26 protein-coding genes and 4 tRNA genes are annotated in these 26,011 nt (G+C 70.1%); 14 read left to right on the top strand and 16 right to left on the bottom strand.

Features of this window, described 5'->3' with window-relative positions:
- Positions 1-54: 54 nt before the first annotated feature.
- The 3 genes from ACQBAS_RS11620 to ACQBAS_RS11610 all read right to left on the bottom strand — a co-directional run bounded on the left by ACQBAS_RS11620 (position 55) and on the right by ACQBAS_RS11610 (position 1,842).
- Positions 55-1,089 (bottom strand): cation diffusion facilitator family transporter, encoded by a 1,035-nt coding sequence (locus ACQBAS_RS11620; protein ID WP_427383966.1) that lies wholly within the window; start codon positions 1,087-1,089, stop codon positions 55-57.
- Positions 1,089-1,460 (bottom strand): ArsR/SmtB family transcription factor, encoded by a 372-nt coding sequence (locus ACQBAS_RS11615; protein WP_427383965.1) that lies wholly within the window; start codon positions 1,458-1,460, stop codon positions 1,089-1,091. Before ACQBAS_RS11615 ends, ACQBAS_RS11620 begins: the two co-directional genes overlap by 1 nt.
- Before the next feature lie 308 nt (positions 1,461-1,768).
- Positions 1,769-1,842, bottom strand: a tRNA-Phe gene (locus ACQBAS_RS11610).
- Between the two features lie 99 nt (positions 1,843-1,941).
- Between ACQBAS_RS11610 and ACQBAS_RS11605 the strand changes: the two genes are divergently transcribed.
- Positions 1,942-2,865, top strand: coding sequence for an NADP-dependent oxidoreductase (locus ACQBAS_RS11605; RefSeq protein ID WP_427383964.1), 924 nt, complete (start codon positions 1,942-1,944; stop codon positions 2,863-2,865).
- A gap of 58 nt (positions 2,866-2,923) precedes the next feature.
- Here the strand turns inward: ACQBAS_RS11605 and ACQBAS_RS11600 are convergent.
- The 3 genes from ACQBAS_RS11600 to ACQBAS_RS11590 all read right to left on the bottom strand — a co-directional run bounded on the left by ACQBAS_RS11600 (position 2,924) and on the right by ACQBAS_RS11590 (position 4,301).
- Positions 2,924-2,997, bottom strand: a tRNA-Asp gene (locus tag ACQBAS_RS11600).
- Between the two features lie 58 nt (positions 2,998-3,055).
- Positions 3,056-3,128, bottom strand: a tRNA-Glu gene (locus ACQBAS_RS11595).
- A 123-nt stretch (positions 3,129-3,251) separates the two neighbouring features.
- Positions 3,252-4,301 (bottom strand): PHP domain-containing protein, encoded by a 1,050-nt coding sequence (locus tag ACQBAS_RS11590; RefSeq protein ID WP_427383963.1) that lies wholly within the window; start codon positions 4,299-4,301, stop codon positions 3,252-3,254.
- Positions 4,302-4,365: 64 nt separating this feature from the next.
- Here ACQBAS_RS11590 and ACQBAS_RS11585 point away from each other — a divergent pair, with 64 nt between their 5' ends.
- On the top strand, positions 4,366-5,619 hold the full coding sequence (locus tag ACQBAS_RS11585; protein WP_427383962.1) for a DUF445 domain-containing protein: 1,254 nt from the start codon (positions 4,366-4,368) through the stop codon (positions 5,617-5,619).
- Between the two features lie 76 nt (positions 5,620-5,695).
- Here ACQBAS_RS11585 and ACQBAS_RS11580 read toward each other — a convergent pair whose 3' ends face one another.
- Entirely contained in the window at positions 5,696-6,955 is a 1,260-nt protein-coding gene (locus tag ACQBAS_RS11580) for an endonuclease/exonuclease/phosphatase family protein (RefSeq protein WP_427383961.1), read from the bottom strand.
- A gap of 168 nt (positions 6,956-7,123) precedes the next feature.
- Between ACQBAS_RS11580 and ACQBAS_RS11575 the strand changes: the two genes are divergently transcribed.
- Entirely contained in the window at positions 7,124-7,600 is a 477-nt protein-coding gene (locus tag ACQBAS_RS11575) for a hypothetical protein (protein WP_427383960.1), read from the top strand.
- Between the two features lie 46 nt (positions 7,601-7,646).
- On the opposite strand, the gene ACQBAS_RS11570 is transcribed toward ACQBAS_RS11575, so the two are convergent.
- Positions 7,647-7,719: transfer RNA gene (locus ACQBAS_RS11570), tRNA-Lys, on the bottom strand.
- 156 nt (positions 7,720-7,875) lie between these two features.
- Here ACQBAS_RS11570 and ACQBAS_RS11565 point away from each other — a divergent pair.
- From ACQBAS_RS11565 to pstB, 6 genes are all read left to right on the top strand, one after another.
- A complete protein-coding gene (locus tag ACQBAS_RS11565; RefSeq protein WP_427383959.1) occupies positions 7,876-8,598 on the top strand; it encodes an enoyl-CoA hydratase/isomerase family protein in 723 nt (240 codons plus the stop codon).
- Between the two features lie 50 nt (positions 8,599-8,648).
- Positions 8,649-9,272 carry a hypothetical protein gene (locus tag ACQBAS_RS11560; protein WP_427383958.1) on the top strand — a complete coding sequence of 208 codons (624 nt, stop codon included), beginning with the start codon at positions 8,649-8,651 and terminating at the stop codon, positions 9,270-9,272.
- Positions 9,273-9,484: 212 nt separating this feature from the next.
- Positions 9,485-10,591 (top strand): phosphate ABC transporter substrate-binding protein PstS, encoded by a 1,107-nt coding sequence (gene pstS, locus ACQBAS_RS11555; protein WP_427383956.1) that lies wholly within the window; start codon positions 9,485-9,487, stop codon positions 10,589-10,591.
- Between the two features lie 98 nt (positions 10,592-10,689).
- Positions 10,690-11,631 carry a phosphate ABC transporter permease subunit PstC gene (gene pstC, locus ACQBAS_RS11550; RefSeq protein ID WP_427383955.1) on the top strand — a complete coding sequence of 314 codons (942 nt, stop codon included), beginning with the start codon at positions 10,690-10,692 and terminating at the stop codon, positions 11,629-11,631.
- Entirely contained in the window at positions 11,631-12,746 is a 1,116-nt protein-coding gene (pstA, locus tag ACQBAS_RS11545; protein ID WP_427383954.1) for a phosphate ABC transporter permease PstA, read from the top strand. The genes pstC and pstA overlap by 1 nt, the downstream gene beginning before the upstream one ends.
- 31 nt (positions 12,747-12,777) lie before the next feature.
- Positions 12,778-13,557 carry a phosphate ABC transporter ATP-binding protein PstB gene (gene pstB / locus ACQBAS_RS11540; protein ID WP_427383953.1) on the top strand — a complete coding sequence of 260 codons (780 nt, stop codon included), beginning with the start codon at positions 12,778-12,780 and terminating at the stop codon, positions 13,555-13,557.
- A gap of 135 nt (positions 13,558-13,692) precedes the next feature.
- Here the strand turns inward: pstB and ACQBAS_RS11535 are convergent, their stop codons facing one another.
- The 7 genes from ACQBAS_RS11535 to ACQBAS_RS11505 all read right to left on the bottom strand — a co-directional run bounded on the left by ACQBAS_RS11535 (position 13,693) and on the right by ACQBAS_RS11505 (position 20,895).
- Positions 13,693-14,688, bottom strand: a complete 996-nt coding sequence (locus tag ACQBAS_RS11535; RefSeq protein ID WP_427383952.1) for an inorganic phosphate transporter — start codon at positions 14,686-14,688, stop codon at positions 13,693-13,695.
- 3 nt (positions 14,689-14,691) lie between these two features.
- Positions 14,692-15,315 carry a DUF47 domain-containing protein gene (locus tag ACQBAS_RS11530; RefSeq protein ID WP_427385635.1) on the bottom strand — a complete coding sequence of 208 codons (624 nt, stop codon included), beginning with the start codon at positions 15,313-15,315 and terminating at the stop codon, positions 14,692-14,694.
- Positions 15,316-15,465: 150 nt separating this feature from the next.
- Positions 15,466-15,663: a hypothetical protein gene (locus tag ACQBAS_RS11525; protein ID WP_427383951.1), complete on the bottom strand. Its 198-nt coding sequence runs from the start codon at positions 15,661-15,663 to the stop codon at positions 15,466-15,468.
- Positions 15,664-16,032: 369 nt separating this feature from the next.
- On the bottom strand, positions 16,033-16,995 hold the full coding sequence (locus ACQBAS_RS11520; RefSeq protein ID WP_427383950.1) for an NUDIX hydrolase: 963 nt from the start codon (positions 16,993-16,995) through the stop codon (positions 16,033-16,035).
- Between the two features lie 45 nt (positions 16,996-17,040).
- Positions 17,041-19,281 (bottom strand): RNA degradosome polyphosphate kinase, encoded by a 2,241-nt coding sequence (locus ACQBAS_RS11515; RefSeq protein WP_427383949.1) that lies wholly within the window; start codon positions 19,279-19,281, stop codon positions 17,041-17,043.
- A gap of 5 nt (positions 19,282-19,286) precedes the next feature.
- Positions 19,287-20,219 (bottom strand): mycothiol synthase, encoded by a 933-nt coding sequence (gene mshD / locus ACQBAS_RS11510; protein WP_427383948.1) that lies wholly within the window; start codon positions 20,217-20,219, stop codon positions 19,287-19,289.
- Entirely contained in the window at positions 20,194-20,895 is a 702-nt protein-coding gene (locus tag ACQBAS_RS11505) for a response regulator transcription factor (RefSeq protein ID WP_427383947.1), read from the bottom strand. The genes mshD and ACQBAS_RS11505 overlap by 26 nt, the downstream gene beginning before the upstream one ends.
- Positions 20,896-21,016: 121 nt before the next feature.
- Between ACQBAS_RS11505 and ACQBAS_RS11500 the strand changes: the two genes are divergently transcribed.
- Both ACQBAS_RS11500 and ACQBAS_RS11495 read left to right on the top strand, forming a co-directional pair.
- Positions 21,017-21,865 carry a hypothetical protein gene (locus ACQBAS_RS11500; RefSeq protein WP_427383946.1) on the top strand — a complete coding sequence of 283 codons (849 nt, stop codon included), beginning with the start codon at positions 21,017-21,019 and terminating at the stop codon, positions 21,863-21,865.
- Positions 21,866-21,884: 19 nt separating this feature from the next.
- Positions 21,885-22,379 (top strand): FABP family protein, encoded by a 495-nt coding sequence (locus tag ACQBAS_RS11495; RefSeq protein WP_427383945.1) that lies wholly within the window; start codon positions 21,885-21,887, stop codon positions 22,377-22,379.
- Between the two features lie 17 nt (positions 22,380-22,396).
- On the opposite strand, the gene ACQBAS_RS11490 is transcribed toward ACQBAS_RS11495, so the two are convergent.
- Positions 22,397-23,500, bottom strand: a complete 1,104-nt coding sequence (locus ACQBAS_RS11490; RefSeq protein ID WP_427383944.1) for an LCP family protein — start codon at positions 23,498-23,500, stop codon at positions 22,397-22,399.
- Between the two features lie 56 nt (positions 23,501-23,556).
- Between ACQBAS_RS11490 and ACQBAS_RS11485 the strand changes: the two genes are divergently transcribed.
- The 3 genes from ACQBAS_RS11485 to ACQBAS_RS11475 all read left to right on the top strand — a co-directional run bounded on the left by ACQBAS_RS11485 (position 23,557) and on the right by ACQBAS_RS11475 (position 25,975).
- Positions 23,557-24,021: a Fur family transcriptional regulator gene (locus ACQBAS_RS11485; protein ID WP_427383943.1), complete on the top strand. Its 465-nt coding sequence runs from the start codon at positions 23,557-23,559 to the stop codon at positions 24,019-24,021.
- Positions 24,018-25,046, top strand: coding sequence for a YgfZ/GcvT domain-containing protein (locus tag ACQBAS_RS11480; protein WP_427383942.1), 1,029 nt, complete (start codon positions 24,018-24,020; stop codon positions 25,044-25,046). Before ACQBAS_RS11485 ends, ACQBAS_RS11480 begins: the two co-directional genes overlap by 4 nt.
- A 92-nt stretch (positions 25,047-25,138) precedes the next feature.
- The gene (locus tag ACQBAS_RS11475; protein WP_427383941.1) at positions 25,139-25,975 is read left to right on the top strand and encodes a 3-keto-5-aminohexanoate cleavage protein; all 837 of its coding nucleotides are present in this window, start codon (positions 25,139-25,141) and stop codon (positions 25,973-25,975) included.
- The last annotated feature ends 36 nt before the right edge of the window (positions 25,976-26,011 follow it).

Raw genomic sequence — 26,011 nt, 5'->3', positions numbered from 1 at the left:
GTCCACCAGGGCACCTTGACGCGGCCGTGCAACCGTTTGGATGTTCGCCACGGACTAGCCGGCTGGCAGCGGCTGCGCGCAGTACTGGGTGTCAGGGGCGGGGGCAGGGTAGGCGTGCACAACGGCAGAACTGAGCTTGGGCACCGAACCGACCAGGACCGCCTCGGCGCGGTGTGCGATGGCGTGCGCTTCGGACAAGGTGGCGTGTGGGTCGAGCTCAAGGTCGGCGTCGGCCTGGATCTCGTGGCCTATCCACCGCATCCGCACACGCTGCACCCCGACGACACCCGGGACCGTGGCCAGGACGTCCTCGGCGCGATCCACCAGTTCAGGATCCACGGCATCCATGAGCCGACGGAACACCTCACGCGACGCGGTTCGAAGCACCACGAGGATGGCCACCGTGATGACCAGCCCGATCACGGGGTCAGCCCACTGCCACCCCAGCGCGACACCTCCCGCTCCGACCAGCACGGCCAGCGAGGTCAGGCCGTCCGTGCGCGCATGATGCCCATCGGCCACCAGCGCAGCCGACCCGATGGCCGTCCCCTCACGAATCCGGAACATGGCGACGGCTTCGTTGCCGAGGAACCCGATGAACCCGGCGAGCGCCACCCACCCCACGTTCGTGATCGCCGACGGGTTCAGCAGCCGGTCGACCGCCTGCCACCCCGCCACGACCGCCGACAGCGCGATCATCGCGATGACGAACAGGCCGGCAAGGTCCTCGGCGCGACCGTAGCCGTAGGTGTAGCGGCGGGTGGCGGCGCGCCGCCCCAGGACAAAGGCGATCCACAGGGGCACCGCGGTCAGCGCGTCCGAGAAGTTGTGGATGGTGTCCGCCAGCAGCGCGACCGACCCCGAGACGGCCACCACCACGAGCTGCAGGGCAGCAGTGACCGCGAGAGCGACCAGGCTGACCTTCACCGCCCGGATGCCGCGATCGCTGGCCACCAGCGCGGCATCGATGGAGTCTGCGGCGTCGTGCGAGTGAGGGCTCACGGCGTGGGTGAGCCGGGCCCACACTCCCCCGCGGTGATGTTCGTGGTCGTGGTCGTGGTCGTGGTGACCGGTGTTTGCCGAGGACATCACGCCCGCTCCGTCCTGAGCTCGGGGACTGCGCCTCGGTGGTGGGAGGGGACCACGTCGCTCGCGTGTTCGGCGTTGTGGACAGCGTCGAGTACCAGTCGCGCCACGTGGTCGTTCTCGAGCCGGTAGAACACCTGGTTGCCATCGCGCCGGGTCCGAACCAACCGCGCCATCCGCAGCTTCGCCAGGTGCTGCGAGACCGCTGGGCCGGGCTTACCCACAGCCGCAGCCAGACCGGTGACGGAGAGCTCAGTGTCAACCAGCGCCCACAACAGACGCACCCGGGTGCCGTCGGCCAACATCCTGAAGATCTCAACGGCGAGCTCGACCTGCTCGTCAGGCAGGGGAGCCGGCTGCGTATCTGCACTCATGCGCAGATAGTAGCGCAGTTGAGGCTGCTGAAGTTCTTGGGCTCACCCCCAGTGCCCGATCGCCGCGCTGACAAGTGATTCCCATCAGTGCGTTGACCAGCCGATCTTGATCGACGTCCGCCACTGCGCCGGCGGAGAAGGTGTGGTCTGTGCACGCTCAAGAGGCCCTTCGGCGCAGGGAGACGGCGCCACCACCAGGCCCGTTTGCAGCGGTGGAACGTCGTGTCTCTCGAGCCTCGTGTTAGCAAGCGTTAGCAACGCCCAGATTCGAGGAGGGCCGTCGCAGGCCTGTGACCTGCGGTTTTGTGTGGCCAGGGGCGGGGTCGAACCGCCGACCTTCCGATTTTCAGTCGGACGCTCGTACCAACTGAGCTACCTGGCCATGAACAACGAAGGGAACTATAACGGACGGCCCCGCCCAACTCCCAAACGAGCCGCCCGCCGCGGAATGCGCGTCACCCGCGCCCGCGTTGTGCCCACCATGCGAGCCATCACCTACAGCCAGTACGGCACCCCCGACACCCTCACCCTCACCGACGTCCCCGACCCGAAGGTCGGCCCCGGCGAGGTCCTCATCCGCGTCCGGAGCGCCTCCGTCAACCCGGTCGACTGGAAGGTCATGGCCGGCTACCTCGACGGGCTCATGCAGGCCGACTTCCCGGCCATCCCCGGGTGGGACGTCGCGGGTGTCGTCGAGGCCGTCGGTCTCGACACCCCGGAGTACGAGGTCGGCGACGAGGTCATCGCCTACGCCCGCAAGGACTGGGTGCAGCACGGCACCTTCGCCGAGCTCGTGGCCGCGCCGGTCCGCACCGTCGCGCGCAAGCCGGCCGCCCTCGACTGGGACCAGGCCGCGGGCCTCCCGCTCGCCGGGCTGACCGCCTTCCAGCTCCTCACCCGCCTCGGCACGAAGGCGGGCGACACCGTCCTCGTCCACGCGGCTGCCGGGGGAGTGGGCCTGCTCGCCGTCCAGATCGCGAAGTCCATGGGCGCCCGCGTCATCGGCACCGCCTCTGAGCGCAACCACGACTACCTCCGTGAGCTCGGCGCCGAGCCGGTCACCTACGGCGACGGCCTCGCCGAGCGCGTGCGTGCCCTCGCCCCGGAGGGCGTCGATGTCGTCGTGGACTTCGTCGGCGGCGTCCTGGAGACGACGAAGGCGGTGCTCAAGGACGGCGGTCGCCACGGCTCCATCGTCGACGGTGAGGTCGCCGGTGCGGGCGGCATCGCCGCGTGGGTGCGCCCCGACTCGGCCGACCTCCAGGCGCTCGCCGCCCTCGCGGACGCGGGGAAGCTCACCGTTCCCGTCGCCCGGTCCTTCCCGCTCGAGGAGGCCGCGGCCGCCTTCGCCCTGAGCCAGTCGGGCCACGTGCGCGGCAAGATCGCCATCGAGGTCAGCCGCTGACCCCGCGGGGAACAAGCGAAGAGGCCCACACCGACTGGTGTGGGCCTCTTCGTTCCTGCGACCCCGACCGGGCTCGAACCGGCGACCTCCGCCGTGACAGGGCGGCGCGCTAACCAACTGCGCTACGGGGCCTGGGTTGTTGCTGACTCAGGCTGTGCTGCTGAGAACTACTGGTGTTGCTGATACTACGTATCCCCAACGGGATTCGAACCCGTGCTACCGCCGTGAAAGGGCGGGGTCCTGGGCCGCTAGACGATGGGGACCCGTCCTTGGCCAGACCCTCGCTCCGCAGCGAGCATTGCTCGGATCCGTCGAGGACTCGGGAAAGCATACGGGTCAACCTGCTCGCAAACAAAATCGGCCCCGCAACGCCCCGATCCAGCCCCTCATTCGCCCCTGGCCCACGCCGTCACACGGTCCGCATCCCACGTCGTGATGACCCGGTCGGCGGGCACCCCGAGCCGCTCGGCGCGCTCGCAGCCGTACGCCTTCATCTCGAGTTGCCCGGGCGCGTGCGCGTCGCTGTCGATCGCGAAGAGGCACCCGATCTCGAGGGCCAGCGCGAGCAGATCGTCCGGCGGATCGCAGCGTTCGGGGCGGCTGTTGATCTCGACCGCCACGTCGTGCTCGGCGCACGCCTCGAAGACGGCCCTCGCGTCGAACTCCGACTGCGGCCGGGTCCCGCGCGACCCCTCGACGAGCCTGCCCGTGCAGTGCCCCAGGACGTTGACCCGCGGATTGCTGACCGCCGCGACCATGCGCTTGGTCATCGGGGCCGCGTTCATCCGCAGCTTGCTGTGCACGCTCGCGGTGACGACGTCGAGCCGGCCGAGCATCTCGGGCGTCTGGTCGAGCGAGCCGTCGTCGAGGATGTCGACCTCGATCCCCTTCAGCAGTCGGAATGCCCCGCCCAGCGACCGGTTGATCCCGTCCACGAGCGCCACCTGCTGGCGCAGCCGCTCCACCGTCAGTCCGTTGGCGACACGCAACTGCGGGGAGTGGTCCGTCAGCACGAGCCACTCCTGCCCGAGCTCGACGGCGGCCAGCACCATCTCGTCGATCGGCGACCCACCGTCGGACCAGTCCGAGTGGCTGTGGCAGTCACCCTTCAACAGTCCGAAGAGGGCCGAGCCGCCCGCGGTGAGCGGCTCGATCGCCTTGTCCTGCAACGTCGCCAGATACTCCGGAAGGTCGCCCTCGACGGCCTGGGCGATGACGCCAGCGGTCGACTTCCCGACCCCGGGCAGTTCCTGCAGCGTCCCTGCCTCGGCACGGTCCGCGAGTTCGGCGTCGTCGACGTCGCGGAGGGTCACGGCCGCCTTGCGGAAGGCCTCGACCCGATAGGAGCCGGCGCGCTGCCGCTCCAGCAGGAAGGCGATGCGGCGCAGGGCCTGCGCGGGCTCGACGGGCGCGGTCAGAGGCGCGATCTGGTGCACCGCGTCATCGTGTCACGCGTGGCCTGAGTGGGTCGCGGACGCGATCGTGGGGGAGGATCGCCCGGTGAGCTTCCTGACCGAGTCGCCCGCGGACGAGGTGCGCCGCCACGGCCTGCGCCGTATGCGCGTGCTCGCGACCTCGCTCCTCGTCCTCGCCGCCGTCATCTACGTCGCCACGCTGCGGGCCGACGCGACCGTGCTGCAGTACGTCAACACCGCCGCGGAGGCCGCCATGGTCGGCGCGCTGGCGGACTGGTTCGCCGTCACGGCCCTCTTCCGTCACCCCCTCGGGCTGCCCGTTCCGCACACCGCGCTCGTCAAGAAGCGCAAGGACGAACTCGGCCGCAGTCTCCAGGAGTTCGTCGACGACAACTTCCTCACCGAGGAGATCGCCCGCGACCGCCTCGTCGCCGCCCGCGTCGGCGAGCGGCTCGGGGCGTGGCTCGCCCAGCCCGAGCACCGCCAGCGCGCGATGGTGGAAGGGGTCCGCGTGGGTCGCGCCGCTCTCGGCCGGCTGCGCGACGAGGACGTCCGCACCTTCGTCGAGGACGTGCTCCTGCCCCGCCTCGTGCGCGAGCCGTCGAGCCACATCATGGGCTCGTTCCTCGAGGGCATCGTCGCCGACAAGGCGCACCGAGGCCTGGTCGACCTCGGCCTCGGTGAGCTGCACGACTGGCTTGAGCGCAACCCGGGTACCTTCAGCGGCCTCCTCGGCGAGCGCGCCCCGTGGTGGACGCCCCCATGGGTCGACGAGAAGGTGATCGGCTGGTCCTACCAGCAGGTCTTGGCGTGGGTTCGCGACGTGCGCGATCAGCCGAACCATCAGGCCAAACTCGCCCTCGATGACCTGCTGGGCACGCTCGCCCGCGACCTGCAGAACGACCCCGAGGTCATGGCGCGCGCCGAGGCCCTCACCGAGCGCATGTTGACCCACCCGCAGGTCGGCGTGACGACGGTGGCGCTGTGGCGCTCGGTCCGCAGTTCGCTCCTGACGGCCATGGACGACCGCACGTCGACGCTGTGGGTGCGCGGCGATGCCTGGCTCGCCGAGGCCAGCGAGCGACTGCTCGCCGACGTCGAACTGCGGACCCGACTCGAGGGCCACCTCGGCGACGCCGTCGCGTTCTTCGTCAACACCTACGGCACGGAGCTCGCGGCGGTCATCTCCCACACGGTCGACCGCTGGGACGCCGACGAGGCGAGCGAGCGGATCGAGCTCTTCGTCGGCCGCGACCTGCAGTTCATCCGGATCAACGGCACCGTGGTCGGCGCGCTCGCCGGCCTGCTCATCCACGCCATCAGCGAACTGCTGCGCTGAGCCCATCCCCTTCGCGCACAGGTGTGCCCGGTCAGCCGTCGCCGGCGACCGGGCACACCCGCGTCGGAACCCTGAGTCAGCGCTTGCCGCCGACGGACACGTCGACCCACACCTGGCGGTGGTCACTGCTGGGGAAGGGGTACGTGCCGGTGAGGCGGTAGAGCGGGTCGGTCGTCGTCTTCCAGAAGACGCCGGCGTCGCTGATCCGCAGGTCCTTGCTCGGCAGGACGTAGTCGGCGCGGATGTTGCCCGGGCCTTCGGCGAAGTCGGCCGTGTCGTACTCGGCCGGCGACTCGTGGGCGGCGTTGAATCCGCCCGCGGTCTGCAGGGCCGACGCCTCGACGGCGCCGTCGCTGCTCGGCGTGACGCTCGTGTTGACCCGCGGGTGCTGCAGGAGCTGGTCGATGGACCCCTCGACCGAGTCGCCATCCTTGGGGTCGGAGTTCTGGTCGCCGGCGATGACGAAGGAGGAGCCCGGCTTGAGGCCGCCGGTCACCCCTTCGTCGTCGTAGATGTAGGACGAGTCGGCGCGGTTGCCGACGTAGTCGGCCCACAGGCGGATCTCGTCGTTGTTGCGCAGGCCGTTGCGGTCCTCGGGGCCGTCGAAGACGGGCGGGGTCGGGTGCGAGACGAGGAAGTGGACCGTCTTGGTGCCGATCTCGATCGGGACGTCCCAGTGCGACTTGCTCGACAGGCGCACGACGTCGAGTTCCTCGGGCGAGTACCAGTCGGCCGGCTCCGGCGTGGTCGGGTCGTCGGGCAGATTCGCGTCGGGCATGTCCTTCCACAGGAACTTCTGGAAGGTGCGGACGGCGTCCTGGTCGATGGGGTACTTGGAGTAGACGACCATGCCGTACTGGCCGGGGAAGGCGCCGAAACCGAAGGCGTCGTCGCCGCCGGCGATGACCCCGTTGTTGTTGAGGTCGTGCCCGGACGGGATGCCCGTGTTGGACGGCGCGACGTAGTAGTACGGGTAGTCGATCGGGGCGGCGCCGTTGTGGCCGACCTCGAGGTAGTTGCTGCGGAAGAGCTCGGCCGCCTCGTGGTCGGCGTCGTAGTCGAACTCGTTGATGAGGAGCACGTCGGGGTTGGTGCGCTGGATCGTCTCGGCAATGACCTTGGCCTGCGCGTTGTCCGGGGTGGACAGGTCGCGCACGAGGTCGCCCTCGTTGAAGCGGTTGAGGGAGGCGTTGAAGGTCGAGAAGCGCACGTCCTTGTCGGCGGCGTGGCTCGTGGCGGGGGCGGCGGAGGCACCGGCGCCAGGCAGCGCGACGGCGCCGGCGAGGGCGAGCGCGACGGCTCCGGTGACGAGGGTGCGGGGTGAGGTGGAGGACATGGACGGCACGCTAGGACGCGACGACGGCCCGCGCATGACGAGCGGGTGAACGATGGGCGCGACCCGATCTCGTCGAACCCCCACCAGCGGGACGGCGCCGGGCCTAGCCTGTCCGCACACCCGGTGTCGGTCAGGAGGGTCATGGAGCTTCCCAGGTATCAGGAATCCTTGTATCTCGCATTCGGCTTCGGGGGCATCCTGCTGGTGGACGCCCCCAACGCCACCGAGGCCAACGAGGTCTACCGCAAGCACTTCGACTGCGATCGGACGTGGATTGAGCACATCATGTACGTCCCCGAACCGGAGTTGTGGGGCACGTACTACGAGGAGTCCGTCGAGGACTGTGCCTACACCAAGGACGAGAACTGCGAGTTCTGCGAGGGGTGCGAAACGTACCTGGGCTTCGGGGAGATGGTCATCGCGCCGGACGACCCGCGCCTGACGACCCTCGACGTCGAGGCCGACAAGGCTGCCGTGAGTGCCGCCGTGGACCAACTCTTCGCGCGCTGGCACGACGTCGGACGTTGGCACGACCAACACCCCGACGCCACGTTCCCAGACGTCTTGCGGGCGGTTCCGCCCCTGGACCCGTCGTTGCCCACGGCCCGGGACGTCGAGCAACTGAGGCCGGAGGACTTCGCCTGAGCAACGTCGGCGTGACGTTCCGCTGCCCGGTTCACATTCGGGTCAGTGGGCCCCGTGGGACTCGAACCCACAACCTACGGATTAAAAGTCCGCAGCTCTGACCATTGAGCTAGAGGCCCCGGGCGGGGCGTCCTGCCAGCGCACCACGGTGGCGGCGGCCGGTGTCCCGATCCGAAGGCCACAGGCTACCCGTCCCACGGCAGCAGCCCGCGTCACAGCCACACCCGGCGGAAGGGGGGTTGGATCGGGTGGCCGCCTTCCGTATCCTCGCGAGGGTGACAGTCCACTACGCCGCAGACGCCCGGGTCGGCCGGATCACCATCGATCGCCCCGAGGCCCGCAACGCTCTGGACCTCGACCACGCCAAGGAGCTGCGCGACCAGGTCAAGCGCGCCCTTGGTGACCACCGGTCCGATGTCGTGCTGCTCACCGGGGAGGGACCGACCTTCTCCGTCGGCAGCGACCGTGAGGCATCGATGCGTGCCGATGACCCCACCGCCTACCTGCTCGAGATCGCCACGGTCTTCGAAGAGGTCTTCAGCGCCCTCGCCGATGCGTCCAAGCCGATCATCGCCGGCATCGACGGTGTCGTCGCTGGCGTCGGCCTCGGTCTCGTCCTCAGCAGCGACCTGTCGCTGGCCAGCCCGTCGGCGACCTTCCGCGTGGCCGCCGAGGACACCGTCGGGACTCCCGACTTCGGTGTCTCGTGGCTCCTGCCGCGCGCCATCGGTCAGCAGCGCGCCCTCGACCTCGCCATGACGCAGCGCACGCTCGACGCGGAGACCGCCGAGAACTGGGGCCTCGTGACGGCCCTGTCCGAGCCGGACGACTTCGAGGGGCAGCTCGCCACCTTCGCCGCCCGCTTCATCGACGCGAAGGCGTGGGGCGCGGGCCACACCCGCCGGCTCCTGCGCTCCTCCTGGGACAGCACTCGCGCGCAGACCTCGGAGTCCGAGGCCGTCGCGATGGCGCTCCCGCTGCTGAGGGGTAAGTACTGACCGGCGGGAGACCCCTGCCGCGCCGACCCCGCCACCTGGGGCCCGACGCCATGGAGGCTCTCGGCGGCACGCACCCCGGACCCGCCGAGGTCTCCGCCGCGGCCCACGCGGCCGCCGAACTCGTCGTCGACGCAGGCCGCGCCACCGACGACCCCGAACTCGTCGCTCGCCTCGTCGCGCTCGTCGACGACCTCGGCCTCGACACCCTCGCCACCCTGTGGTCCCAGCGCCCCGCCCGGACCCTCCCCGGCGCGCTGTGGCGGCTCTACGTCCTGCGTGAGTGGGTGCGACGCCAGCCCGCCGAGGCAAGCCGCGAATACACGGCGGGCATGACCCACGCCCCCGTCAGCCACGCCATTGCCGGCCCGGCCGACCCCGTCACCCCGGACGAGGTCCGCGACCTGGCGGATCGCATCCTGCGCGGGGTCTTCGACGGCGACCTCGCCGTGGCCCTCGAGCGGGCGGCCTCCTTCGCCCGGGTCGTCTCGACCGGCCGGGCTGCGAGCGAGCCGGCCGTGGACCTGAGCCCACACCCGGCGCCGGATGCCGCGCCGTCACCCCACGACGACGGGCACGAAGGGGACCGGTCGGCCCGGTCCGCCGCCCACCTGTTGACGATGGCCGAGGACCTCGAGGCCGCCGCCACGCTGTGGCGGGACGGCCGACTGACCTGATATCCGCCATCAGGCCCGCGCTTGCGGCAAACGCCACAAATCTGACCAACTCGCAGTCCAATGTCTCCGTGTTGTTCACGGTTCGTTCACCGTCAACCACCGGTCGCGTCACCGACGCTTCCTACGTTCGCTGATGTACGACCACGAGGGTCACCACCGGCACGCCCGTGCTGACCCATGTGGCCCCTGAACTCCTCAGAGAGGTTCCACCAGTGAAGCGCTCCATCATGAGCCGCACGGCCCTTCCTGCCGCGCTCGCCCTGTCCCTGACTCTCGCCGCCTGCGGCGCGTCGAACGAGGCGGGCTCCGACTCGTCCGACACCTCCTCCGCCGCCGAGGGCGAGGCCCTCACCGGCTCCATCGCCGGCATCGGCGCGTCGTCCAAGGCCGCCGCCGAGGAAGCCTGGATCGCCGCCTTCGGTGACGCCAACCCCGACGCCGAGGTCACCTACGACCCGCAGGGTTCGGGCGCGGGTCGCGAGCAGTTCATCGCGGGTGCCGCCGACTTCGCCGGCTCGGACTCCGCCATGGACGAGGAGGAGCTCGCCGCCGCCGAGGAGACCTGTGGTGGCCCCGCCATCCAGTTCCCGGTCTACATCTCGCCGATCGCGATCGCCTACAACCTCGAGGGCGTCGACTCGCTGCAGCTCTCCCCGAAGACCACGGCCGACATCTTCAACCACAAGATCACCACGTGGAACGACGACGCCATCAAGGCCGACAACCCGGACGTCGAGCTGCCCGACACGAAGATCACCACGGTGAACCGCTCCGACGAGTCGGGCACCACGGAGAACTTCGCCAAGTACCTCGCTGACGCCGCTGGCGACGCGTGGCCGCACGAGCCCGAGGACGTCTGGCCGGTCAAGGGTGGCTCGGCCGCCAAGGGCACCTCCGGTGTCGTCTCCGCCATCGAGCAGGGCACGGGCACCATCGGCTACGCCGACGCCTCCCAGATCGGTGACCTGGGCGCCGCCAAGGTCAAGGTCGGCGAGGAGTTCGTCGAGTACAGCGCCGAGGCCGCCGCCAAGATCACGGAGTCGTCCAAGCGCGTCGACGAGGCCAGCGAGACGAACCTCGCGATCGAGCTCGACCGCGCGACGACGGAGGCCGGTGTCTACCCGGTCGACCTCGTGTCCTACGCCGTCGCCTGCTCCACGTACAAGGACGCCGAGAAGGGCAACCTCGTCAAGGCGTACCTGACCTACGTCAACGGTGAGGGCCAGCAGGTCGCCGCCGAGGCCGCGGGCTCCGCCCCGATCTCCGCTTCGACCGCCGAGGCCAACCAGAAGGCCATTGACTCGATCAAGGTCGGCTGAACAGCGCCACACTGAGGGGGGACCCGGTCCGGTCGGGCCGGGTCCCCTTCGCCATCCTCTTGGTGCCCCTCGGGGCGTCCCCTGACTGAGAGAAAACCATGAGCACAGAGACCACAGCGGTACCCAAGCCGGTGCTGCGACCTGGCGACCGGATCTTCCGCGGCGCCTCGACCGGTGCCGGCATCGCGATCCTCGTCCTGCTGGCGCTCGTCGCCGCCTTCCTCATCTACCAGGCCTGGCCGGCGCTCGTCGCCGACGGCAGCGATGTGCGTGGCGGCAAGGGCCTCGTGGCCTACATCGCGCCCCTCGCCTTCGGCACCGTCCTCTCGGCGGTGATCGCGCTCCTCATCGCGACCCCGCTGTCGATCGGTATCGCCCTCTTCATCTCCCACTACGCACCCCGACGCCTGGCCACCCCGCTCGGCTACGTCGTGGATCTGCTGGCCGCCGTGCCGTCCGTGATCTTCGGCCTCTGGGGCTTCGCGGTGCTGGCGCGCGGCTCGGTCCCGGTGCAGCAGTTCCTCAACGAGCACCTCAACTGGATCCCCTTCTTCGGCGGCGACGGCGCGGCCAGCGACGGCCGCTCGATGCTCGTCGTCGGCACCGTCCTCGCCATCATGATCCTGCCGATCATGACGGCCGTGAACCGCGAGGTCTTCCTTCAGACGCCGCGCCTGCACGAGGAGGCCTCTCTGGCCCTCGGCGCCACGCGCTGGGAGATGTTCAAGCAGGCCGTGATCCCCTTCGGTCGCTCCGGCGTCATCTCGGGCATGATGCTCGGCCTCGGCCGCGCCCTCGGCGAGACGATGGCCGTGGCCATCCTCCTGTCGCCGGGTGAGGCCTACTCGATGGAGCTGCTGACCAACAACAGCTCCAGCACCATCGCGGCCGACATCGCCCTGAACTTCCCTGAGTCCAGCGGGCTCGAGGTCAACACGCTCGTCGCCTCCGGCATGGTGCTCTTCGTGATCACCCTCGCCGTCAACATGCTGGCGCGCTGGATCGTCTCGCGTCGCTCTGAGTTCTCGGGAGCCAACTGATGAGTGCACTCAAGTCCCGCACGGAGCCCATCGAGGAGCCCGTCGAGGAGCAGAAGTTCGAGGGCTCCATCGAGCTCTCCGAACCGATGCACCGCAAGACGCTCTCCCCGGCCGTGCGCTGGGGGATCGTGATCGGGTCCGCCCTCGTCGCCCTCGGCGTGCTCCTGGCCTTCTTCTCCTTCAACATCGTCGGCTTCATCGCCTTGGCGGCCGTCATCTACTCGGTGACCATCTACGTCGCCTCCCGCGTCGTCGAGGGCGCCCGGTACGCCACCGACCGCCTCGTGACGGCGGTCGTCACGTCGTTCTTCCTGCTGGCGCTCCTCCCTCTCGTGTCCGTGATCCTCACGGTGGTGACGAAGGGGGTCGCCCGCCTCGACCCGGAGTTCTTCACGGCCTCGATGCGCGGCGTCGTCGGTGAGGGTGGCGGCATCTACCACGCGCTCATCGGGACGCTGCTGGTGACGCTCCTCGCCTCGATCATCTCGATCCCGGTGGGCCTGCTCGCCGCGATCTACCTCGTCGAGTACGGCAACAAGAACCGACTGGCCCGCGGCCTGACGTTCTTCGTCGACGTCATGACCGGCATCCCGTCGATCGTCGCGGGTCTCTTCGCGGCGGCCCTCTTCACCCTCTTCCTCGGGCCGGGGTTCAAGGCAGCGATCGTCGGTGCCGTGGCCCTCACCGTCCTGATGATCCCGGTCGTGGTGCGCTCCACCGAGGAGATGCTCCGTCTGGTGCCGCACGAGCTGCGCGAGGCCTCCTATGCGCTGGGTGTGCCGAAGTGGCTGACCATCGTCAAGGTCGTCCTGCCGACGTCGATCGCCGGCATCGTCACGGGCATCACGCTCGCCATCGCCCGCGTCATCGGTGAGACGGCCCCGCTGCTGATCACCGTGGGCGCGACCACGGGGATGAACTTCAACCCGTTCGACGGCCGCATGATGACGCTCCCCGTCTTCGCCTACAACTCCTACGCGAGCCCCGGCGTCGACAAGGTCCCCTACATGGAGCGCATGTGGTCCGCCGCCCTGGTGCTCATCATCATCGTGATGGTCCTCAACGTGATCGCGCGACTGATCTCCAAGTACTTTGCCCCCAAGTCCGGCCGCTGACAGCGCCGGCAACCAGATAAGGACTACGGACGTGGCCAAGCGCATCGACGTCAACAACCTGAACATCTACTACGGCGACTTCCTCGCCGTCGAGAACGTCAACATGGTCATCGAACCCCGCACCGTGACGGCCCTCATCGGCCCCTCGGGCTGCGGCAAGTCGACCTTCCTCCGGTCCCTCAACCGGATGCACGAAGTCATCCCCGGCGCCCACGTCAAGGGTGAGGTCATCGTCGACAACGAGAACCTCTACGGCCGCGGCGTCGACCCGGTCGGCGTGCGACGCAAGATCGGCATGGTCTTCCAGCGCCCCAACCCGTTCCCGACGATGTCGATCTACGACAACGTCCTCGCGGGCGTGAAGCTCAACAACAAGCGCATCAAGAAGGCCGACGCGGACAACCTGGTCGAGAGCTCGCTCCAGGGCGCGAACCTCTGGAACGAGGTCAAGGACCGCCTCGACAAGCCGGGCTCGGGCCTCTCCGGTGGTCAGCAGCAGCGCCTGTGCATCGCCCGCACGATCGCCGTGAAGCCCGACGTCGTCCTCATGGACGAGCCGTGCTCGGCGCTCGACCCGATCTCGACGCTGGCCATCGAGGACCTGATCGACGAGCTCAAGACCGACTACACGATCGTCATCGTGACGCACAACATGCAGCAGGCCGCTCGCGTCTCCGACAAGACGGGCTTCTTCAACATCGCGGGCACGGGCAAGCCGGGCAAGCTCATCGAGTTCGACGACACGCAGAAGATCTTCAGCAACCCCACGGAGAAGTCCACCGAGGACTACATCTCCGGCCGGTTCGGCTGACAAGGAGTCGGCCGGATCAGGGACCGGCCGACCTGAGGACGGCTCGACGCCTGCAGGGGGGCGTCGAGCCGTCCTTGCCTTGTCCCGTGCAGGAGAGCGCGAAGGGGGCCACGCCGCCACCGCGGCGCCGGCCCGTCAGAGGGCGAGCGAGATGAGCGCGTAGGAGGCCGCAGCGGCCAGGCCGGCGCCGGGGAAGGTGAGCACCCAGCCGCCGACGATGTCCTTCGCGACGCCCCACCGGACCGCCTTGATGCTGCGGGTCGCACCGACGCCCATGATCGCCGAGGTGATGGCGTGGGTCGTCGAGATCGGCATGCGGAAGGCCGTGGCCACGTAGAGCACCGAGGCGGCAGTCAACTCCGCCGCGAAGCCCTGCGGAGGGTCGAGGTGGATGATCCGGCGTCCGAGGGTGCGCATGATCCGCCAGCCGCCCGAGTAGGTGCCGAGGCTGATGACGAAGGCGCTCAGCCCCAGGACCCACCACGGGATCGCCGGGTTGTCGGCGCTGTGATAGCCGCCGACGGTGAGGGCGAGGACGACGACACCGGCCGTCTTCGCGGCGTCCTGCATGCCGTGGCCGAGGGCCATGGCGGCTGCGGACGCCGTCTGGGCGTAGCGGAATCCGCGCGAGACGCGGCCCGGGTGCTGGTTCCGGCAGACCCAGAGGATCAGGGTCATGACGAGATAACCGACGACGAGTCCCACGAGGGGGGAGAGCAGCATCGGGTAGATGACCTTCTCGAGGATCCCCTTCCACTGCACCACCGCGCCGGCCGCGAGGGCCGCGCCGCCGAGGCCGCCGATGAGGGCATGGGAGGACGACGACGGGAGGCCGCGCCACCACGTCAGGAGGTTCCATGCGATGGCGCCGACGAGGGCCGCCGCGCAGATCGTCAGACCGGTCGTGCCCTGCGGGGCCTCGATGATGCCCTTGCCGACGGTGGCCGCGACCTTGGTGCCGAAGAACGCACCGACGAAGTTGGCGACCGCGGCCATGGCCAGGGCGACGCGGGGCGTCAGCGCCCTGGTCGAGACCGACGTGGCGATCGCGTTGGCGGCGTCGTGGAAGCCGTTGGTGTAGTTGAAGCCCATCGCCAAGGCAATGACGAGGGCGACCGGGAGCCAGTCCACGCGTCAGGACTCCTTGACCGCGATGCCCTCGACGGTGTTCGCGACCTGCTCGAAGGCGTCGGCGGCGGCCTCGAGTTCGTCGATGACCTCCTTGAGCTTCATGACGCGGATGGCGTTGGCGTTCTCGTCCGCGAAGAGGTCGGCGAGCAGGCGCCGGTAGGTGCGATCGGCGTGATTCTCCAGCCGGTTGACCTCGATCCAGTATCCGTCGAGGTCCTTCATCGAGCGCAACCGTGGCATGGCCTGCGCGGTGACCTCGGCCATCCGCGAGATCGCCTCGACCTGGTCCTTGACACCGGTCGGGTACTCGGTGACGCCGTACAGCGTGATGAGGTCGGCGGCGGCCTCGATGTGGTCGACGCAGTCGTCGAGGTCGGACGCCAGAGCGTGGATGTCCTCGCGGTCGAAGGGGGTGATGAAGGCGCTGTTGACCTTCGTCATCAGCTCGTGCGTGGCCTCATCGGCTCGATGCTCGATCTGTCGCAGGCGATCGGCCGTGGCCGTCCGCTCCTCGGCGGTCACGACGAGCAACTCGGAGAGTTCGCGGGCTCCCTCGACCCCGAACTGCGCGAGTTCCGTGAAGAGCTCGTAGAAGCTGGTGTTCTGCGGCGTGAGGCGAAAGCCCACAGGAGACTCCATCAGGGGGAGGGGCGGGAGGCAGCCTCAAGGATAGGGGCATGGGATGCCTTGCCGAAATGTGCCGTTCTCGAGCCGTTCACCCTCGTGCAGGGCGGCTCCGCACCCACGACTGCTGGCCCCGCGACCACGGACGAGTCGTCAGGCGGCCGAGTGGACGGGGCTGCCGGTCGTGGTCGTCGGTGGCTTCCCGGGCGTGACCCCGAGGGCGGTGTCGATCTCGTCCGCGGACAGCGGTCCGGCACTCCCGGCCGCGGCAGCGAGGAGGGCACCGACGAGTTCGATCTCCTCGGTCAGGGGCTCGTCCGTGAGCTCGCTGTCCTGCTGCGGGTGGGCCATGGGGCCACGTTAGTTCGCTGCGCGAGGCGATGGGCCACGGGTCGACCCTTCCTTACTCTCTCTTTACCCACTCGGGGGTGGATGCCGACCGAGAACCCGGACGCCGCAGGGCGAGCCGGGCGAATCGGGCAGGGGACTCCCGCGGATCACCGGCGAGAGCGAAGGTGGGCACGCCGGACCGGGAGCGCCTCACGGCGCGTGGCCGCTCGTGGCGGCTTCAGTTGGGACCCGGGGCTACCGCGGTCCGGCGCACCCACGACTGTAACGCCCGGCGCCCGGGATTGTTTCCCCGAGGGGACTCCGTGTTGCCGTGTCGCCGCGTCGCCGTGTCGCCGTGTCGCCGCGTCGCCGCGTCGCCGTGACGACAGGTCAGGCGGTGTCGCGCGGGTGGTGGCGCTCCGCCGAGACGATCCGGGCGTCCGGGCCCGTGCCGACGACATGGACCACGAGCACCTCCCCCTTCGTCATGCCCTCGTCCATGACCCCCTGGACGACGGCCGCGGCGACCTTGCCCTCGTCGCGCCGGTCGTCGACCCGCTCGCCGAGGACGCGGACGAGCTCGGGCAGAACGGGACCGTGACTGCACAGCGCCGAGGCGGTGCCCCGCTCGAGCAGGCGGGTGAGGTGGTGGATGGCCCGCCCCGGATCGGACTCGAAGCCCTCCTCCGAGAGTCCCGGCTTGAGTCGGATCGTCGTCCCGACGGCGGCGGCATACGGCTCGAGGGTGTCGGCGCAGCGCGTCGACGGGGACGACACGAGGCGCGTCAGCCCATAGGACGCGAGCAGCGGGACGAGGTCCTTGGCCTGGTCCCGGCCGCGTCGGTCGAGCGGGCGCAGCTGGTCGTCCTCGTCCCACGCGGCTCGAGGGGTCGCCTTGGCGTGACGGACGAGGGCCAGTGGCCACGTGGTGAGGGCGGAGTCCTCGTCCGCAGCCACGAGAGCCCGCAACTGATCGCGGTCGCGGTCGTAGGTCAGGCGCTGCGAGGCGGCGTCGGTGTCCAGCCAGAGCACCTCGTCGATCTCGTTCTCGAGGCGGCCATGACCACCGACGACCTCGGCGGCCCAGTAGCGGACCTCCTTGAGTCCGTTGCCCACGACGCGATAGGTCGCGGTCGGCAGGGGCCGACCCAGACGGACGACGAGACCGGTCTCCTCGTCCGTTTCGCGCACGGCCGCGACGGGATAGATCTCGCCCTGGTCCAGCTTGCCCTTGGCCCAAGCCCAGTCGTCGTAGCGCGGACGATGCACGAGCGCGACCTCGAGCCGTCCACGCCGCCGCCGCCACGGCAGCGTGCCGGCGGCCGCGACGATGCGATCGGGTGCCTCAGCCACGATCGCGGCCCCGGCTCGGGGTTGCGGAGCGCGCCGAGGAGCAGGTCACCGGCGGGCCTTGCGGCGACGCTTGGCGTGCAGGTCGATGAGCGCGTCCTGCGTGTGGGGGAGCGGCTCGCCGTTGGCATCGAGGTGCTTGCGGGTCCACCGTCCGTCGCCCGAGAGGCTCCAGTGGGCGTAGTCGCCGGACATGGCCGACTCGATGACCTGCTGCGTGTCGCGGATGTGGCGCGCATCCTTGAGGCGCACGAGGGCCTCGACGCGGCGATCGAGGTTGCGGTGCATCATGTCCGCGCTGCCGATCCATGCCTCTGCGTCCGGCCCCCGGCCGAAGAGGAACACGCGCGAGTGCTCGAGGAAGCGGCCGAGGACCGAGTGGACTCGGATCGTCTCCGACAGCCCTTCCACCCCGGGACGGATGGCGCAGATGCCCCGGACGAAGACGTCCACCGGCGTGCCGGCGCGGGACGCGCGGTACAGCGCGTCGATGAGCGCCTCGTCGACGATCGAGTTGACCTTGATGCCGATGTAGCCGTCGGCACCCTTCGCCGCCTGCGCCTCGATGCGCTCGATGAGCCCGGAGCGGACCGAGCGCGGGGCGACGAGCAGCCGGGTGAACTTCTGGCGCGGTGCCAGGCCCGAGAGCTGGTTGAAGAGCTTGGTCAGGTCCTCGCCGACGTCGGGGTCGGACGTGAGCAGCCCGAGGTCCTCATAGAGCCGGGCCGTCTTCGGGTTGTAGTTGCCGGTGCCGACGTGGCAGTAGCGCTTGAGCCCCTCAGGCTCCTGGCGCACGACGAGGCACAGCTTGGCGTGCGTCTTGAGGCCGACGATCCCATAGACCACGTGCACGCCCGCGTGCTCGAGTTTGCGAGCCCAGTCGATGTTGTTCTGTTCGTCGAAGCGCGCCTTGATCTCCACGACGGCGAGGACCTGCTTGCCGGCCTCGGCGGCGTCGATCAGCGCGTCGACGATGGGTGAGTCGCCGCTCGTCCGATAGAGCGTCTGCTTGATGGCGAGCACCTTCGGGTCCTGCGCGGCCTGCTCGATGAAGGCCTGCACCGACGTGCTGAACGAGTCGTAGGGGTGCTGCAGGAGCACGTCCTGGCGGGCGACCTTCGCGAGGATGTCGCGGGGCTTGGCCGACTCCGTCGGCGCGAGGTCGGCGTTGGTGCGCGCGACGAACGCGTCGTAGTGCAGGTCCGACCGGGCGACGTCGGCGATGACGTTGAGGCCGCGAAGGTCGAGTGGCGCCGGGAGGCGGTAGACCTCCTGCTCGTGGACGCCGAGCTCGCGGACGAGCAGGTCCATGACGTGGTCGTCCATGGCCTCGTCGACCTCGAGGCGGACCGGGGGGCCGAAGCGGCGCCGGGTGAGCTCGCGCTCGAGGGCGGTCAGGAGGTTTTCGTTGTCGTCCTCTTCGACCTCAAGGTCTTCGTTGCGGGTCACGCGGAAGGTGTAGTGCTCGTGCACCTCCATGCCCGGGAAGAGCTGGTCGAGGTGGCTCGAGATGACGTCCTCGAGGGGGACGAAACGGGTCTCGAAGAGGTCGGAGGTGGCGCTCGGCGTGGAGGACTCGATCTTGAGGAACCGCGGCAGCGACGGCGGCACCTTGACGCGCGCGAAGTGCTCCTTGCCCGTCTTGGGGTTGATGAGGAGCACGGCCAGGTTGAGTGAGAGGCCGGAGATGTAGGGGAAGGGGTGTGCCGGGTCCACCGCGAGCGGGGTGAGCACGGGGAAGATCGAGCGGGTGTAGAGCTCGCCGAGCCGCTGCTGCTCGTCGGGGGCCAGTTCGTCCCAGCGGACGATGCTGATGCCCTGCTCCTCAAGGCCCGGTCGCACCTGCTCGTGGAAGATCCGCGACTGGATCTGCAGCAGGTCGTGGGTGACGAGGGAGATCTGCTCGAGAACCTCGCCCGGCTCGAGACCGGAGGAGGCCCGCATGGCGATGCCCGTGGCGATGCGGCGCTTGAGACCAGCGACGCGCACCATGAAGAACTCGTCGAGGTTGCTCGTGAAGATCGCGAGGAAGCGGGCGCGCTCGAGCAGCGGCAGACGCTCGTCCGCCGCGAGCTGGAGCACTCGCTCGTTGAACTGCAGCCACGAGATCTCACGGTCGAGGAATCGGTCCGTGGGGAGGCCGTCCGGCCCGACGACGGCCGGCGCGGGCACGGCGCGAGTGAACCGGCCGTGGTTGTCGCGTGCCGGGACGCGCGTCTCGCTCGCCGAGGCGCTGGCGATGGACACGTCGGTGGGCTGGTGATCCTCGATCGACTCCTGCACGGACATGCGCGTCATCCTTCCAGCGGTGGGTGAATCCGAGGTGAATACATCACATCGACCGCCGCGGAGTGGAACCCCGCCCGTCGGTACGTCGCGAGCGCGCGGGTGTTGTCACCATCGACGTAGAGCACGACCTCGCCCAGGCCCGCCCGGGCGAGGTGGCTCGTGCCGGCCGCGGTGAGGGGGCCGGCGAGCCCTCGACCCTGGTGATCCGGGTGGACGCCGACGACGTAGACCTCCCCGGCGCCGAGGGAACTGTCGTGCGAGGCACGCTCGGCCGGGTCGACCTTCGTCCAGTGAAAGCCGGCCAGCCGCGGACCGTCCGGCCCGCGCACGTCCTCGAGGAGGAAGAAGCCAGCCGAGTCGAACCACGGCTGCGCCATCCGCTCGGCGAGCCCCGCGCGATCGACCGACCCCTGCTCGGGGTGGTCGGCGAAGGCGGCCGCGTTGAGCGCGATCCAGTCGTCCTCGTCCTGCCCGGGCACGAAGGTGCGCAGCCGGTAGCCGTCGGGGAAGGTGGGCGCCGCGGCGTCCTCGGGAGTGAGCGGTCGGGCCATGCGGTGCAGTTCCCGGACGACCTCGAGTCCCAGATCGGCGGCGAGCGCCCGAGCGGCGGGCAGGTCGCCGTGGGCCCAGAAGCGGGCGTCGGGGGTGTCGGTCAGCACGGTCTGCGCCAAGGCGCGGCCGTGGCCGCGCCGGCGATGTGCGGGGGCCACGACGAGTTCGGCGGACCCGTCCGCGGCCACCTGCGCGTAGCCGACGAGAGTGTCGCTCTCCCGCTCGGTGACGTGCCGGGTGCCGTCCGCCCCCTTCGGTGCGGTGGCGGACCCGTCCCGCGCGAGGGCGAGGAGGAACTGTTCGGACAGCGGTGCGACCCCGTCGGTCGATTCCGCCTCGGCGATGAGTGCCTCGACGTCCTCACGCACCCGCGCCCACCGCCTCATCGACCTCGTCGTGCTCGGGGACGAAACGGTAGCCGACGTTGCGGACGGTCCCGATGAGCGTCTCGTGGTCCGTCCCGAGCTTGGCGCGCAGGCGCCGGACGTGCACGTCGACGGTGCGCGTGCCGCCGTAGTAGTCGTAGCCCCAGACCTCCTGCAGCAGCTGGGCGCGGGTGAAGACGCGGCCCGGGTGCAGCACGAGGTGCTTGAGCAGCTCGAACTCCTTGTAGGTCAGGTCGAGGTGCCGACCACTGAGGCGGGCCGAGTAGCTCGACTCGTCGATCGCGATGGCTCCGTGCCGGATGGTCGGGTCCTCGTCGTCCGGCTGGGCGAAGCGCGCGCGCGCGAGTCGGATCCGCGCTTCGACCTCTCCCGGGCCGGCGCTCTCGAGGACGACGTCGTCGACACCCCACTCACCGTTGAGCGCGGCCAGGCCGCCCTCGGTGACGATGACGATGACCGGCGCCACGGCTCCCGTCGCGTGGATGACGCGGCACAGGGACTTCGCCTGGAAGAGCTCGCGGCGGGCATCCACGAGGATCACGTCGCACTCGGGTGCGTCCACGAGCACCGACGCCTCGGCCGGCAGCGTGCGCACCTGGTGTGCGAGCAGCCCGAGGGCCGGCAGGACCTCGGCGCTTGGTGCCAGGGCCTGCGTCAGGAGGAGCAGACGGGCCATGGGGTCCAGAGTAGGTGCACGGCCGCGGCCCTCGGCGCCCTCGCCCACGATCTGCACTCGCGAGTGGCGGACGGGCGGCCGGGACCCACATCGACGTCGGCCCGTTGGATACAGTCGCGCCGTGGCCGACACACCTGACCCCGTCCCCGAGACGCGCGCCGCCCGGCGTGCCGCTCGGGACGCGGCGCGCTCGAGCGTGACCACCGTGCTCCCGGCGCTGGCGACCGTCCGACGTCCCGTCGCGGCCGGCGCAACGGCGGCCTTCGCCGGACTCGCGGCGCTCGCGGCCTACGGCGACAGCCGGCTCGTCCTCGCCGCGGCGATCGCCTTCCTCGGCCTCGTCGTCATCCGCGGTTGGCACACCCTGCTGGACGCACCGAGCGCGCGTGGCGGCGCGATCGTCCTCGTCGTCTCGCTCGCGGCACTGCTCGTCGCGGTCCTCGGCCGAGACGGGGAGCCGTGGCTGGAGCAGGTGCCGACCGCCCTGGCCGTCGGCATCATCGCGACCTTCCTCCACCAGCTCGTCCGCAAGGACGGGCGCGCACGCCTGAGCCAGTCCATCGCCACGAGCGCCTTCGGTCTGGCCCTGTTGGCATCCGGCGTCTGTCTCCTGCCGCTCACCGACAGCGTCGCCGGCGCGGAGCCCGCAACGGTGGGTCTGGGCGCCGTCGGGATCGCCGCCGTCGTGGATCTGCTCGTCGGGCCGCCTCGTCGGACCGCCTGGCTGATGCCGCTCAGCATGCTCGTCGGAGGCCTCTCCGCCCTGGCCCTCGCGGCCGCGCTCGGCGGCCTGGCCGCCTGGCCGCTGCTCATGGGCGTGATCTGCGCGGGCACGAGTCACGCCCTCCGTCGGGTGCTCGCGGTGCTGCCCGGCATCTCGTCGGTCCAGGGGCAACTCACGTCCGCCGCGGCGTCGGTGCTCGTCGTGGGTGGCCTCGTCTACACGGTGGCCCGCATCCTCGTCGGCTGAACGCCGGTACGATCGGCGCGTGTTCAACCTCGACATCGACCTGCCCCGTGACCTCGCCCCCCTTGCCTGGCTGATCGGCCGCTGGGAGGGCGCCGGCGTCGTGGGCTACCCCACGATCGAGTCGGCGAACTTCGGCCAGGAGATCGAGGTCAGCCACGACGGCCGCCCGTTCCTGCGCTGGGAGTCCCGCACGTGGCTCCTCGACGAGGCGGGGGAGAAGGTGCGTCCGCTCGCGACCGAGCTGGGCTTCTGGCGCCCGCTGCCGGACAACGAGGTCGAGTTCCTCCTGACCCACCCGACGGGCATCGTCGAGATGTACGTGGGGACGACGTCCCCCGCGAAGATCGAGTTGCGCACCGACGGCGTCATGCGCAGCCCGCACGCGAAGGAGTACACGTCGGCGGCGCGCATGTACGGCCTCGTGAACTCGAACCTGCTGTGGGTCATGGACATGTCGGCCGTTGGTCAGCCGCTGCAGTCGCACGTCTCCGCGGAGCTCAAGCGCGTCGAGTGACGGGGCTCGGCTGAGTCTCAGCCTTGGAAGGAGCCCATGTCGTCAGACCTGAGCGCGCTCGACAGGTTGAGCATTCCGTTGACGTCGAGGATGTCGATCGAGGCACCACCCGAGGTCATCCCGAAGCCCGAGAACGGGGCCGTGATGAAGTGGATGTCGTCGCTCCGCACACTCCGCAGGGCCAGCAGCCGTGAGCGCATCTCGCCCATGGTGAAGTCCTGGTCGACCACCGTGTTCTGGGTGGCGGCGTCGAGGAATCCGGTCAGCTTCACGGGGTTCGCGATGACCTCGGGCTGCAGCGTCTTGAGCATGAGGGCCTTGATGAAGGCCTGCTGGCGGCGGCCGCGCGAGATGTCGCCCTCGCTGAGCTGGTAGCGCTCGCGAACGAAGGCGAGCGCCTGCTCCCCGTCGAGGTCGTTCCAGCCCTGCTTGATGACGACCGGTCCACCGTTGCCCGACCCGTTGCTGGCCTCCTCGGCGTAGACCCGGACGCCGCCGACGGCGTCGGTCATGTTCTTGAAGCCCTCGAAGTCGACCTTCGCGACGTGGTCGATCTTGACACCGACGAGGTCCTGCAGCGTCGTCACGAGCAGCGGCGCGCCGCCGTACGCGTAGGCCGCGTTGATCTTGTCCTGACCGTGCCCGCGGATCGGCACGTAGAGGTCGCGGGGGAAGTGGATGAGGTCGACGCGCGAGTGGTCCGCGGCGACGTGGGCCAGGACGATGACGTCGGAGCGGCTCACGGTCTCGCCCGGGCGGGCGTCGGAACCGATGACGAGGTAGTTCTCGCCCTTGCCGGACACGAGTGCGCGGGCCGGCCAGGTCACGGCCTTCTTGTCCTTGTCGGTCAGCTTCAGCTCGGGGACCGCGTTCGGGTCGCTGCCGCTCGGGCCGGCACCTCCGTCGGCCCCGGCGGAGTCCCCGGGCAGCAGGGATTCCCGGGTGAGGTTGTCGTCCGCGCGCTGCGAGAGGAAGGTGGCGAAGCCGAAGGCGCCGACCCCCAGGAGCAGCACGAAGGCGAGCAGGGCGATGAGGACGCGGCGCAGACGGTGACCACCGCGTTCCTGCCCCCCGCGCCTGCCCTGATCCTGCGGACTGTCCTGTCTCAGATCGTCAAGCACTCATCGATCATAGGGCGCGAACCTCGGGCCTCCCTGTGAAGCGTAGATTTGGGCGCATGGCCGACGTGCAGACCCTCGTCGACCGTCTGCGCGCCCGCGGGCTGCGGATGACGGTGCAGCGGGGGCGCGTCCTGAGCGCCCTGGATGCCGCCCCGCACAGCACGCCCGAGGAGGTCACGCGGGTCGTCAACGAGGACGGTGGAACGCCGTTGCCACCGTCGACGATCTATCGGGCCCTTGAGTCCCTCGAGGAGTGCGGCATCGTCGCCCACACCCACCTCGACCACGGTGCCCCGACCTATCACCTCGCCGATCACGCCGAGCACATCCACCTCGTCTGCCGGTCCTGCGGCGCCATCCGGACCTGCTCGGTCGAGGTGGCCGACGACTTCACCGCCCGGGTCACCGACCTCACGGGCTTCCGGTCCGACCTCACCCACATGGCAGTGCACGGCCTCTGCGCCGACTGCCCCGACCCCGCGCACGACGGGGCCACCGATCCGATGGAGACCAGCCGATGACCACCAGCACCAGCACGCGTTCGCCGTTCCTCGATCTGCCCGGGGCGGTCGACGGCGACGGTCGCGACGTCGGGGTGGCGGCTCACTACGGCGACCCCCTGCGCGAGCAGCGCCTGCTCAGCGAGGGGTTGGGTGTCGTCGACCTCGGTAACCGTGGCGTCGTCACGGTGACTGGTCCCGACCGGCTCAGCTGGCTGCACTCGATGACGACGCAGGCGCTCACCGGCCTCGCGCCCCGCACGAGCGCCGAGACCCTGGTCCTCAGCCCGAAGGGGCACATCGAGCACGCTCTGCACGTCGTCGACGACGGCGAGACGACGTGGATCACCGTGGAGCCGGGGACGTCACCCGCGCTCGTGGCGTGGCTCGAGTCGATGCGATTCATGCTGCGCGTCGAGGTGGCCGATGTGACGGCCGACTTCGCGGTGCTCGGCGAGGCCAGCCGCGCGGAGTCTCTCGACGGCGAGCGGCTGGCGTGGGTGGACCCGTGGCCGGCGCCCGTGGGGGACGCCGCCCTCTACGGCCCCCTCGAGGGCCACCCCGGTGCGGACCGCGCGTGGCGCGAGGTCATCGTGCCCCGGGCCGACCTCCTCGCGGCGGCGGGGGACCGTGCACCTGTTGGCCTGTGGGCAGCAGAGACGCTCCGGGTCCAGGCGTGGCGTCCGCGGCTCGGCCTCGAGACCGACCACCGCACCATCCCGCACGAGGTCGACTGGCTGCGCAGTGCCGTCCACCTCCACAAGGGCTGCTATCGCGGCCAGGAGACCGTCGCGCGGGTGCACAACCTCGGGCGGCCGCCGCGGCGACTCGTCTTCCTCCACCTGGACGGGTCCGGTCACGGGCTGCCCGACCCCGGCGCGGCCGTCATGGCCGGCGAGAAGGAGGTCGGTCGGCTGACGTCGGTGGCGCGCCACCACGAGGAGGGCCCGATCGCCCTGGCCGTCATCAAGCGCAACACCCCGGTCGACATCGACCTGGTCGCCGGGGGCGTCGCGGCCGCACAGACCGTCGTCGTCGCTCCCTGAGGCCCGCAGCGCCGGAACCGTCCGACATCGGCAGTGGAGGATTCACGTCGATGAGCCACTCCGGCCGGAGATCTTCCTGCCAGAATGGCGCCATGGTCGCCACTCTCATCACGGTCGCCCCCACGGGAGCCGAGCACGCGAAGCGGGACGTCCCGCAGCTCCCGACGACGCTCGAGGAGGTCGTCGAAACCGCGGTGGCCTGTGAGGCCGCGGGGGCGGCGATGATCCACCTGCACATCCGCGACGCAGACCATCGACCCACGCTCGACGCCGGCCGCCTTCGCGCCACCGTCGAGGCCGTCCGCGAGGCGACCGACCTGATCGTCCAGCTGTCGACCGGCGGGAGCGTGCACGACCCGCTCGAGCAGCGGATGACCGTCCTCGACGCGGACCCGGACTCGTGCAGCCTGACGTGCGGCACGACGAACTTCGGCGACGACGTCTTCCTCAACCCGTGGGGCTTCGTCTCCGACCTCTACGTCCTCGCCCGGGAGCGCGAGGTCGTCCCCGAGTTCGAGCTCTTCGACCTGGGTCACGTCGCCACCCTCCGGCGGCTCATCGACACCCACGGACTCCCGTACGGCGGCGCGGTGCACGTCGACTTCGTCACCGGGGTCCCCGGCGGGATGGCCGGGACCGCGACGACGCTCATGGCAGCAGTCCAGCAACTGCCCCCGGAGGTGACGAGCTGGGCCGCGACCGGCATCGGGCGGACTCACCTCCCGATCCTCGCGACGGCGCTCGGTGCCGGCGGCCACCTTCGCGTCGGCATGGAGGACAACATCGTCCTCGCGAAGGGGGTGCCCGTGACCCACAACCGCGAGCTCGTGGAGCGCGCGGCGGACCTCGCGACGACGATGCAGCGGCCGCCGATGTCGACGACCGAGGCGCGCGCCCTGCTCGCGATCAAGGACCGCCGCACCCGCTGAGCGACGCACCTCACACCGGCGGTTGCTTGCCCCGGT

The sequence above is a fragment of the Janibacter zhaoxuefangae genome, assembly GCF_050271985.1.
GTDB lineage: Bacteria > Actinomycetota > Actinomycetes > Actinomycetales > Dermatophilaceae.
Note: the sequence above shows the minus strand (reverse complement) of the source record. Positions and strands in the feature narration are given on the sequence as shown.

Coding starts and splice junctions, on each gene's coding strand:
- ACQBAS_RS11615 (WP_427383965.1), bottom strand. CDS start 1,460: ATGAGTGCAGATACGCAGCCGGCTCCCCTGCCTGACGAGCAGGTCGAG.
- ACQBAS_RS11485 (WP_427383943.1), top strand. CDS start 23,557: ATGGCCGACGTGCAGACCCTCGTCGACCGTCTGCGCGCCCGCGGGCTG.
- ACQBAS_RS11475 (WP_427383941.1), top strand. CDS start 25,139: ATGGTCGCCACTCTCATCACGGTCGCCCCCACGGGAGCCGAGCACGCG.
- ACQBAS_RS11605 (WP_427383964.1), top strand. CDS start 1,942: ATGCGAGCCATCACCTACAGCCAGTACGGCACCCCCGACACCCTCACC.
- ACQBAS_RS11505 (WP_427383947.1), bottom strand. CDS start 20,895: ATGGCCCGTCTGCTCCTCCTGACGCAGGCCCTGGCACCAAGCGCCGAG.
- ACQBAS_RS11525 (WP_427383951.1), bottom strand. CDS start 15,663: ATGGCCCACCCGCAGCAGGACAGCGAGCTCACGGACGAGCCCCTGACC.
- pstC (WP_427383955.1), top strand. CDS start 10,690: ATGAGCACAGAGACCACAGCGGTACCCAAGCCGGTGCTGCGACCTGGC.
- ACQBAS_RS11580 (WP_427383961.1), bottom strand. CDS start 6,955: ATGTCCTCCACCTCACCCCGCACCCTCGTCACCGGAGCCGTCGCGCTC.
- ACQBAS_RS11560 (WP_427383958.1), top strand. CDS start 8,649: ATGGAGGCTCTCGGCGGCACGCACCCCGGACCCGCCGAGGTCTCCGCC.
- mshD (WP_427383948.1), bottom strand. CDS start 20,219: ATGAGGCGGTGGGCGCGGGTGCGTGAGGACGTCGAGGCACTCATCGCC.
- ACQBAS_RS11480 (WP_427383942.1), top strand. CDS start 24,018: ATGACCACCAGCACCAGCACGCGTTCGCCGTTCCTCGATCTGCCCGGG.
- ACQBAS_RS11620 (WP_427383966.1), bottom strand. CDS start 1,089: ATGTCCTCGGCAAACACCGGTCACCACGACCACGACCACGACCACGAA.
- pstA (WP_427383954.1), top strand. CDS start 11,631: ATGAGTGCACTCAAGTCCCGCACGGAGCCCATCGAGGAGCCCGTCGAG.
- ACQBAS_RS11515 (WP_427383949.1), bottom strand. CDS start 19,281: ATGTCCGTGCAGGAGTCGATCGAGGATCACCAGCCCACCGACGTGTCC.